Annotated in this window: 9 protein-coding genes and 1 riboswitch; of the genes, 1 reads left to right on the plus strand and 8 read right to left on the minus strand. The window is 54.7% G+C overall.

Features of this window, described 5'->3' with window-relative positions:
• Positions 1–37 precede the first annotated feature (37 nt).
• The 8 genes from pepQ to hemN all read right to left on the minus strand — a co-directional run bounded on the left by pepQ (position 38) and on the right by hemN (position 9,100).
• Entirely contained in the window at positions 38–1,357 is a 1,320-nt protein-coding gene (gene pepQ, locus QSV34_RS13785; RefSeq protein ID WP_289155639.1) for a Xaa-Pro dipeptidase, read from the minus strand.
• Between the two features lie 28 nt (positions 1,358–1,385).
• The gene (locus tag QSV34_RS13790) at positions 1,386–1,637 is read right to left on the minus strand and encodes a hypothetical protein (protein WP_289155641.1); all 252 of its coding nucleotides are present in this window, start codon (positions 1,635–1,637) and stop codon (positions 1,386–1,388) included.
• Complete coding sequence (thiE, locus tag QSV34_RS13795; RefSeq protein WP_289155643.1) at positions 1,637–3,163, minus strand: thiamine phosphate synthase; 1,527 nt, start codon at positions 3,161–3,163, stop codon at positions 1,637–1,639. Before thiE ends, QSV34_RS13790 begins: the two co-directional genes overlap by 1 nt.
• Before the next feature lie 4 nt (positions 3,164–3,167).
• The gene (thiS, locus tag QSV34_RS13800) at positions 3,168–3,365 is read right to left on the minus strand and encodes a sulfur carrier protein ThiS (RefSeq protein WP_289155645.1); all 198 of its coding nucleotides are present in this window, start codon (positions 3,363–3,365) and stop codon (positions 3,168–3,170) included.
• Positions 3,366–3,395: 30 nt separating this feature from the next.
• Positions 3,396–4,175 carry a thiazole synthase gene (locus QSV34_RS13805; RefSeq protein ID WP_289155646.1) on the minus strand — a complete coding sequence of 260 codons (780 nt, stop codon included), beginning with the start codon at positions 4,173–4,175 and terminating at the stop codon, positions 3,396–3,398.
• A 110-nt stretch (positions 4,176–4,285) separates the two neighbouring features.
• Positions 4,286–5,356, minus strand: a complete 1,071-nt coding sequence (gene thiO, locus QSV34_RS13810; RefSeq protein WP_289155648.1) for a glycine oxidase ThiO — start codon at positions 5,354–5,356, stop codon at positions 4,286–4,288.
• Between the two features lie 134 nt (positions 5,357–5,490).
• Positions 5,491–7,434, minus strand: coding sequence for a phosphomethylpyrimidine synthase ThiC (thiC, locus tag QSV34_RS13815; RefSeq protein ID WP_289155650.1), 1,944 nt, complete (start codon positions 7,432–7,434; stop codon positions 5,491–5,493).
• A gap of 67 nt (positions 7,435–7,501) precedes the next feature.
• Positions 7,502–7,612: riboswitch (TPP riboswitch) on the minus strand.
• Between the two features lie 69 nt (positions 7,613–7,681).
• The gene (gene hemN, locus QSV34_RS13820; protein ID WP_289155651.1) at positions 7,682–9,100 is read right to left on the minus strand and encodes an oxygen-independent coproporphyrinogen III oxidase; all 1,419 of its coding nucleotides are present in this window, start codon (positions 9,098–9,100) and stop codon (positions 7,682–7,684) included.
• A gap of 198 nt (positions 9,101–9,298) precedes the next feature.
• Here hemN and ppa point away from each other — a divergent pair, with 198 nt between their 5' ends.
• Positions 9,299–9,835, plus strand: coding sequence for an inorganic diphosphatase (gene ppa, locus QSV34_RS13825; protein ID WP_289155653.1), 537 nt, complete (start codon positions 9,299–9,301; stop codon positions 9,833–9,835).
• The last annotated feature ends 411 nt before the right edge of the window (positions 9,836–10,246 follow it).

A 10,246-nucleotide genomic window follows, 5' to 3' on the forward strand; every position in this document is an offset into this window, starting at 1 on the left:
AACTGTTTCTTTAACTTCACGTCATTGCGGAGGCGTATTAAACCAACGCCGCCTGAGCATCCCGAGTCAGGTTTTCCAGAGTGCCATCGGCGTGAATCACAATATTGTCTTCAATGCGAATGCCGCCGTAGGGAATAAACTCCTCAACCCGCGCCCAGTTCACCTTGGCTTCCTGTTCGCCGCCCTTGAGTTTATCCAGTAGCGCCGGGATAAAGTATAGACCGGGTTCTACCGTGTGTACCTGAGTGGCGACAAAATCCGTGGTATTGCGCAGCTTTGGGTACTCTTCCGGGGGCGACACACGGCCACCGCTGGGGTCTTTCAGGTCACCACCTTTTTCGTGCACATTCACGCCAATGCCATGGCCGATACCGTGGGGGTAAAAGGTATTTGTTAGCCCACTGGCCACTGCCTCGTCAGCGGACACATTCACCACATCGAACTGCACCAGAACTTCGGCAATTTTCTGGTGCGACAGTTTGTGCAACTCAATACCGCTGGTGCCCAGGCCACTGGCTGCCACCAACTCTTGTTGTTTTTGATCCATAGCATCCACCATAGCGGCAAAATCGCTGTTGGGATCAAACGCGTAGGTGCGGGTAATGTCGGAGGCGTAGCCGTTCACATCCACACCGGCATCAATCAAAAAGCTGCGATGCTGCGCCGGGGCATCCCGAAACAGGTTATGGTGGTGCAAAATCGCCGCGTGCTCATTGAGCCCGGCAATCACCGGGTAGGGCATTTCATTTTCCGAGCAATTGCAATCCGCCAGGTAAGCGGCCTGAATGCCCAACTCTGATTCACCGGCCATAAAGGCTTTGCGCGCCGCTTCGTGAGCCGACACCGCCAGGCGGTTGGCCTCGCGCATGCAAGCGTGCTCGTAGGCGGTTTTAAAACGGCGCTGATAGTCCACATGGTTGCGCAGTGCCTCGGGGTTTACCCTCTCGGCAGGCAAACCGAATTCGTTGTCTTCACCCAGATAAGCCAGGGCGGTGTTATCCAGTGGCAATTTTTCAGCGAGCTGTTTGTGGCTCTGGAAATAGTCAACGGTAAAAGGCTCGTCCCAACCGGTGGGCAGGGATTGTGGAGCGGTGTGCCAAATATCTTCGGCATTATTGAGATACAAGGTTGGGCGACCTTCCTGTGCAATCAGCAGAAAGCAGTCCTGACGACGGTTTATGGGCAGCCACTCTTTGAAATAGACGTTGGCTTTAAACGGATAAAACATGTCGTCCTGATATTGCACCTTTACCTGACCTGAGCTGATCAGCAGCTGATCAATGCCCAGTTCGGCCATAAAGGTGCGGAAGGTATTTAGCTTGGAGGCGACGTGCTCCAGATAGAGTTCTTTCAACATAATCGTTCGGTTTCCAGTTGCTTGCCGATTACAGAGGCGCTTCCATACCCGGCAGAAATTTGGCTACGTAAACCGCTTTGCCATAGGTGTCGAAGCAGTGTTTGATTTCTTTTGTCAGCACCGCCATCAAGCGATCATACTCCCCGGTCAGCAAGGTACTGGTAGGAACTGTTTTCACTTTGATATCAGCGTAGCTATTAAAGCGTTCGATAATACCATGGATAGGAGGAACGTAATCCTCGTTAAACGGGTACATGCTGATTTCAACGGTGAGCTTCATTACCCCTCCAAAGCACTTTGCAGGTTGGACACCGCCAAAGCATAGTCCGCCGCTTCGGTAATTGCCGTTACCACCGCAATACTGCCCACGCCTGTGGCGGCCACCGCAGGCGCCCGTTCCAGATTGATACCGCCAATGGCTACTACCGGTACATCGCCAGTGAGCTTGAGGTAACGCCGTAATTTGTTGAGCCCCTGAGGGCGCGATGGCATGGTTTTGGTGGTGGTTGGGTAAATAGCGCCGCAGGCCACATAGCTGGGTTTTACCGCCAATGCGCGCAACAGTTCGTAGTAGCCGTGGGTGCTGAGGCCAAGCCTTAGCCCTGCCGCCTGAATGGCCGACAGGTCGGCGCTTTCCATATCTTCCTGCCCCAGGTGAACGCCGTAGGCACCCAACTCAATTGCCAATTGCCAGTAGTCGTTGATAAACAGCCGCGCATTATGTTGACGCCCCAGCTCAATAGCCTGCTGTACCTGCTGTTTTAATTCCACATCCGGCAGATTTTTAACCCGTAACTGCAGAGTGTTCACACCAGCTTGCAACAGTCTTTCCAACCATTCACAGCTGTCTACCACCGGGTAGAGTCCTAACTGCTGAGTGTTACAGGTGGCAAAGCCTATGGGAAATTGGTTCTGTGTGTGCCAACCCAGCTGATTGGCCTGGGAGCTTCCCTGTAGCACCACCTGAGGAAAGTCATCCGCCTCTTCTGGCCAGGGGCCATGAGTCATGGGGCCCGGGCCTCTGCCCAGCGCTGCGCCGTTGCGAATACCCCTGTGGACGTAGGTATTAGCCAGCAACACCGCGTCTTCCAGAGAGTAGCCTTGAGCCCAGACAGCGGCGATTGCGCTGGCAAAACAGCAACCGCTACCGTGGCTGTGGGGGCTGTCCAGCTGGGGCTGAGCCAGCACCATTTCACCGGCGCCGCTTTCGAACAGATGACTGCGCAAATAATCTACGCATCGGCCGGGTATCAGATTGCTGTGGCCGCCTTTGATCACCACGGAAGCGACACCCATGGACTGCAATACCTGGGCAGCATTTTTCAGGCTGTTGTAATCGCGGATGGCAATACTGGTGAGCTGTTCCGCCTCTACGGCATTGGGGGTAATGACATCCAGTTGTGGTAACAGCTGGGTTTTTATGGCATCGGCGATAGGTTCGCTGGTAAGCGCTGCCCCGGTGCTGGCGGCAGCTACCGGGTCGTAAATAACCGTCAGTGCAGGGATTTGGCCCCGAAGCTGTTGCAGCCATTTCGCCACTACCGTCACTTGCTGTGGGTTTGCCAACAGGCCAATTTTAATAACCGCGGGCGGCAGGTCATCCGTCAATGCTTGCAGCTGGGACTCCAGCATGGAACTGGACACCGCTTCGATGCCATTCACTTGCCGGGAGTTCTGCGCGGTGACTGCAGTAATAACGGAGCAGCCGTGAACTCCCAGCGATTCAAAGGTGTGCAGGTCAGCCTGAATACCGGCGCCACCGCCAGAGTCGGAGCCGGCAACAGTCCAAACGATGGGTTTCGTCATATCTTCAACCACCCTGTAGTGGCTGTACCACATCAATCAAATCGCCATCCTTGAGGGCAACCTGGCCGTAGTTGGGCTTGGGCACAAACTCCGTATTCACCGCCACCACATAGGGCTCGACGGCGCCATATTGACTGAGTAGTTCGACAAGGGGTATATCTTCGGCAAATTGCCGACTCTCACCGTTAATTGAGATTTTCATGGTGTACTCATATTTACGCTAAGGACAGTATTATTTCTGGTGCCAAAACGGTTGGCCCACCACCGGCGAGCTGGGGGCAGCAATATCCCGCGCCGGCATGGCTCCGGCCAGATTGGCGCTGCGCCCAGCCTCTATCGACTGTCCAAAGGCTTTGGCCATAGTCACCGGGTCTTGGGCCAGCGCCACCGCACTGTTGAGCAGCACACCATCAAACCCCAATTCCATGGCTTGAGCCGCATGAGAAGGCAGGCCAATACCTGCATCCACAATCAACGTGGTATCCGGCAGGCGCTCCCGCAGGGTTTTCAGGGCAAAGGGATTAAGCAGCCCCTGACCGGTGCCAATAGGAGAACCCCAGGGCATCAGGATATTGCAGCCCAGCTCTACCAGTTTTTGGCACAGCACCAGGTCGTCGGTGCAATAGGGGAAAACTTCAAAGCCCTGGTCGATCAGCTCTTTGGTGGCCTCCAGTAGCCCGAACGGGTCTGGTTGTAAATTGTAGTCGTCGCCAATCACTTCCAGTTTGATCCAGTGAGTGTCAAACAGCTCACGAGCCATCATGGCAGTAGTAACCGCTTCTTTCACACTGTGGCAGCCTGCGGTGTTAGGCAGCACATTGAGTTCAAGCTCTCTGATCTGTTGCCAGAAATCGTTACCGCCACCCTCACCGGGGTTTTGGCGACGCAGGGAAACCGTCACCACTTCGCTGCCAGATTGGCGAATGGCATCGCACATAATCGCTGGTGAAGGGTACAGCGCACTGCCAATCAGCAGGCGGCTGTTAAGTTGTTTGTTCCCAAGTTTCCACATGGTGGAGCCTCTTAAATAGTCCATGTCATTCCCGCGTAGGCGGGAATCCACCATTTCGGAGAAATGGATCCCCGCCTACGCGGGGATGACGAGCTGCTAGGGCCGAATCTCTAATGAATCAGCCCATCAAATTCCGATTGATAATTGCCATCGGCAATCACCTCCATCACCTCATCCATCACTGCCGGGCTGATCAGGTAACCGTGGCGAAACAGGCCATTAACCCGAATCAGCCCATCGCTGGCCTCAATACGCGGCTGGTTGTCCGGCAGCGCTGGCCGACAGTGAACGTCACTTTTCAGCACCCGCCCTTCGGCAAAGCCGGGGTGTACGCTGTAGGCGGCAGAAAGCAGCTCCAGCGCCGAGCGCACCGAGATTTCGCTGTAGTCCTCGCTCTCGATCTGGGTAGCGCCGATCAAGTACAGATCACCTTTACGGGGCACAACATAGAGCCGATAGCGCGGGTGCATCAGTCGCACCAGGCGGGTGATATTCACCTCTGGGGCTTCAATCCACAGCAGTTCGCCGCGCACACCACGCACCGGCAGATCACCCTTGGCGCCAAGGCCGCGACAGTCGATCACCAGATCAAAATGGTGGTGATTGGCCGTGCGCCCTTTGGTAATAACCTCACCACTGTTAATGGCGACCACTTCTGTATTGGCGTACCAAGTCACGTTCAACTGCTGCAGCTTGTCCGCCAGGGCGCTCATTACACTGTGGCTGCACAACCAGCTCTCATCCGGCAAATAGGCAGCGTGCTGGAAGCGCTGTGCCAATTCCGGTTCCAGCTCCGCCAGTTGGTTTGCATTCAGCAAGCGGTACTGCTCTTCATCCAAGGACATACGCCCGCTGACCGCATTATTGAAGCGCTGGTAGTCACCGCGATCCTGCTGGTGAGCCACCACCAATGTGCCGCGGCTGTGGAACTGTACGTCACTACCCAACTGATCAAGCAACTGTGGCCAACGCTGTAAAGCATGTTTGCCCAGGGCCACCACCAACGGCTCGGCGGTTTCACCCTCACTGTATGGGGTGAGCATACCGGCGGCGGTATAGCTGCAGGACGCGGTACTGTCGATGGCGTGGCGGTCGAACACCGTCACTTTGTGCCCTTGCTCCAGCAATTGCCAAGCCAGCAACCGGCCGATAATACCGGCGCCGGTGATTGCGATGTTCATGTTTTTAACCATTACTCCCAGCGCTATGTATGCGCGTCATCGCGAGCGAAGCGCGGCGATCCAGAGACTTAAAAGCCGCTGGATTGCCGCGGTCGCCTTTCCCTATAAAAAGGCTCCCTCGCAATAACGGAGCATTAATCAGCTTTGTGATAAAGCTCAGACCCTGTGGCGCGAAACTCAGCCGCCTTCTGCTTCATACCCTCCAGCGGATCGTCCAACATACGCACCACCTGCTCGCCTTCGGCAATGTTGGTACCGTTCTTCGCGGCATAATCGCGCACTTCCTGGGTGATTTTCATGGAACAGAATTTGGGCCCACACATGGAGCAGAAGTGGGCCACTTTGCCGCTCTCTTTAGGCAGGGTTTCGTCGTGGTATTCCCGAGCGCGATCCGGGTCCAAGCCCAGATTGAACTGGTCGTGCCAGCGGAATTCAAAACGTGCTTTGGACAACGCATTGTCACGAATCTGAGCACCGGGATGGCCTTTCGCCAAATCCGCTGCGTGGGCAGCAATCTTGTAGGTAATCAGCCCTTCTTTTACGTCTTCTTTATTGGGCAGTCCCAAATGCTCTTTCGGGGTGACGTAGCAGAGCATGGCACAGCCGTACCAGCCGATCATGGCGGCACCGATACCGGAGGTAATATGGTCGTAGCCGGGAGCAATATCAGTGGTCAGCGGCCCCAAAGTGTAAAACGGCGCTTCGTGACACTCCTTAAGCTGCTTGTCCATGTTCTCTTTGATCAACTGCATGGGCACATGGCCGGGACCCTCGATCATTACCTGAACATCGTATTCCCAGGCAATTTTGGTGAGTTCACCCAGAGTTTCCAGCTCGCCGAACTGGGCTTCGTCGTTGGCGTCCGCCACGGCACCCGGGCGCAGACCATCGCCCAAGGATAAAGACACGTCGTAAGCGGCGCAGATTTCGCAAATCTCGCGAAAGTGTTCGTACAGGAAGCTCTCTTTATGATGAGCCAAACACCATTTGGCCATGATCGAGCCGCCACGGGAAACAATGCCGGTAACGCGCTTGGCGGTCAGCGGCACATAGCGCAGCAACACCCCGGCGTGGATAGTGAAGTAATCGACGCCCTGCTCACACTGCTCGATCAAGGTGTCGCGAAACATTTCCCAAGTCAGGTCTTCGGCGACCCCATTCACTTTTTCCAGCGCCTGGTAGATAGGCACAGTGCCAATAGGCACCGGCGAGTTGCGCACAATCCATTCGCGGGTTTCGTGAATGTTGTCGCCGGTGGACAGATCCATCACTGTGTCGCCACCCCAGCGGGCAGACCACACCAGCTTTTCCACTTCTTCTTCAATGGAAGAGGTTACCGCAGAGTTGCCAATATTGGCGTTGATCTTTACCAGGAAGTTGCGGCCAATAATCATCGGCTCAGATTCTGGGTGGTTGATATTGGAGGGGATAATGGCGCGCCCTTCCGCCACTTCCTGGCGCACAAATTCTGGAGTAATCAGTTTTGGCGTATTAGCCCCAAAGTTGTCGCCTGGGTGTTGAAAACCCAAGTCCATACGCTCGGCGTCTGCCACTTGCTCTGCCAGCTTCAGGTTTTCGCGGATGGCGATGTATTCCATTTCCGGGGTAACAATGCCCTGGCGGGCGTAGTGCAATTGGGTGACGCGCTTGCCCGATTTGGCACGGCGAGCTTTAGGCAGGTGTTCAAAACGCAGGTGATCTAGGCCGCGATCCGCCATGCGCTGCTGGGTAAATTCCGAAGATGCCTCTGCCAGTTCCTCTGTATCATCGCGCTCGGCAATCCACTGAGCGCGCAACTTGGGCAAACCGGCGTGCACATCAATGGTCGTTTCCGGGTCCGTGTAAGGGCCAGAGGTATCGTACACATAGATATCTGGATTGGGTTCGTATACCGGCTGTTCTTCGCTGCCACCGATTAAGCTGTCCGCCTGGCTGATAGCGCGCATGGGAACCCGCAAATCGTCGCGGCTGCCGGTCACATACACCTTGCGGGAGTTGGGCAATGGCTGAGTTTTCAGGTTTTCGATAAAGGCGCGGGCTTTCGCCTGGGCTTCGGAACGAGTTGCTTTAGTGGCCATATGAATGTCTCCCGACGTTGGCGGTGGAGACAGGCGCAGCTTTGGAGAAAACGGAGGGGGAACTGGAGTTGGCTTTCCACTTGTTCCCTACGCAGGTGCTGGCCTGATCAGGTTCGACGGATCCCGCTGGGCGGTCTCAGCTTTAACCGGCTGGGTTAAAGCGCTCCGACAAGTTCAACACGGGGTAGTCTATTGGCAAGCACTTTCTGGCGCAAGCACGGCCCATGATCGGCAAGGGGCAAGCGAGTCAGATAATCTTCGAGAAGCGCACCTGGCGCTCACCGCCCACGTAGGCATCAAACACCATGCAAATACGGCGTATCAGCAGGCGTCCAGCGGGGTGAATTCGGATGCCGTGGTTACTTATTCTCAGCAATCCGTCAGTTTCCATTGCCCTTAACTGGTACAACTCATCAGCAAAGTAACGTTGGAAATCGATGGAAAAAGCCTGCTCGACTTCCTGAAAATCCAACTCAAACTGACAGATTAGCTGGCTGATAACTCGACCGCGTATTCTGTCGTCTTGGTTAAGCTCTGTCCCCTGAGACAACGGCAGCAGGCCGTTATCGATAGCGCCGTAGTAGTCATCGATATTTTTATGATTCTGACTGAGGGTGGAGCCGATCTCACTGATAGCGGACACGCCGAGAGCCACCATATCGCAGCCGCTGTGAGTGGAATAACCCTGGAAGTTACGCTGTAACTCCCCTTGCTGCTGAGCCACTGACAGTTCATCTTCCGGCTTGGCAAAGTGGTCCATGCCAATAAATCGATAACCTGCGTCCAGCAGTTTGAGGGCGGACTGTTCCATCATGCGCAGTTTTTCTTCCGCAGCGGGAAGCGCAGCTTCGTTTATTTGCCTCTGCACTTTGAACAGGTGTGGCAGGTGAGCGTAGTTGAATACCGATAACCGATCCGGAGACAGCTCGATAATGCGATCTAGAGTTTCGCTGAACGATTGCCAGTTCTGGTGTGGCAGTCCGTAGATTAAATCCATACTAATAGATGCAAAGCCCTGCTCGCGGGCCGCGTCGATCAGCTCAGTCACCTGCTCCAGGGAGTTAAAGCGGTTCACCGCACTTTGCACAACTGGGTCAAAATCCTGCACACCCATACTGAGGCGATTAAAGCCAATCTCCCGCAGGCAGCGAATGGTTTCCACATTCATATCACCGGGGTGCAACTCGATGGAGTATTCCCCTTCATCATTGTCCAGCAAGTGGAAATGTTCACGGGTCTTCGCCATTAACTGGCGCATCTCATCATCGCTAAGAAATGTCGGCGTGCCTCCCCCCCAATGCAGCTGTTTTACCGGGCGGAAGTTATCAAGCAGCTCGGCTTTCATTTCCATTTCCCGAAATAATCTCTGCAAATACGGGCCAGAGCGTTTGCGATTGGCGGTAACGATTTTGTTGCAAGCACAGAAGTAACAAACTCGACTGCAAAACGGAATATGAAAGTACAGGGACAGAGGTGTGCAAGCGCGGTTGCTGGCGGCAAAGGCATTGTGCAGCTCAAGCAAGCCAAACTGGTTGCTGAATTGTGGCGCAGTGGGATAGGAGGTATAACGCGGACCGCTGAGATCGTAACGCTCAATCAGCTGACGATCCCAGACAAACTCACTGTTGGCGTTCGCGGTAAAGACATGCCCTGTTAAATCTGACATTGAAGCACCTCAAGGTAACGGGCGGCGATTTTAGAGCAGCCCATTAAACGCTGCCTTGACCGTGATCAAATCGACTAACGTCGCCTAGCTTTCAAGGGAGGCCATCGCTATAATTGCGCGCCCTGAAGGTTGCGCCAATGATCGGCACTGCGCCCACAGGAAACCAGCCCAAACACAACACAGTGAGAGCCCTCTGCGATGAGCTACAATCGAATCCCCGCCGGCAATGATTTGCCCAACGACATCAATGTGGTGATCGAAATTCCGGCCAACCACGATCCCATCAAGTACGAGATCGAAAAAGACAGTGACGCACTGTTTGTGGATCGCTTTGTAGCCACGCCGATGTTCTACCCGGCCAACTACGGCTATATCCCTGACACCCTGTCAGAAGATGGCGACCCCCTGGACGTTTTGGTGGTATCACCTCACCCGGTAGTACCTGGCTCCGTAATCCGCAGCCGCCCGGTTGGCATGCTGAAGATGACCGACGAATCTGGCCCCGATGCGAAACTCATCGCCGTGCCTCACAGCAAACTGACCCCAATGTACGACCATGTACAGGACATCCACGACCTGCCCGACCTGCTGCTGAAGCAGACTGAGCACTACTTCGAGAACTATAAAGATCTGGAAGAAGACAAGTGGGTACGTGTCGATGGTTGGGGATCTGCCGACGAAGCTCGCACGGAGATTATGGAATCCAGACAGCGTCATTTGGATTTGGATAAGTAAGTCAGCAACACCTGCCTTACCCAAGAGCCCAGCCCTCTTTATATAGAAGAACGCTGGGCTTTTTTGTGCCCGTTCCTCGTAGGGTGGATTAGCGTAGCGTAATCCACCACCAAAGTTATGGTGCCCAATCGGCGGATTACGCTGCGCTAATCCGCCCTACATCTACAGTTAGTTGTTTTTTAGATTCGGAGTGCATCACATGGGGACAAAAAGGCAGGAGCCTTTTTGCACAGCCGCAGGCTGCCCGAAGGGCGAGGGCCAGGAAGGCCCGAGTGAACCCCCACGTAAGCGTCCGGCCAACACATCTACCGATCCGGTTCTGAACGCATAATGATGGTGTCCACCTATTATTAAGTGGACACCTATTATGGATACATTAAGCGGCACCTCACTCTCATTCCCGGCCTCAAC

Source organism: Porticoccus sp. W117 (genome assembly GCF_030341905.1).
GTDB lineage: Bacteria > Pseudomonadota > Gammaproteobacteria > Pseudomonadales > Porticoccaceae > SCSIO-12696.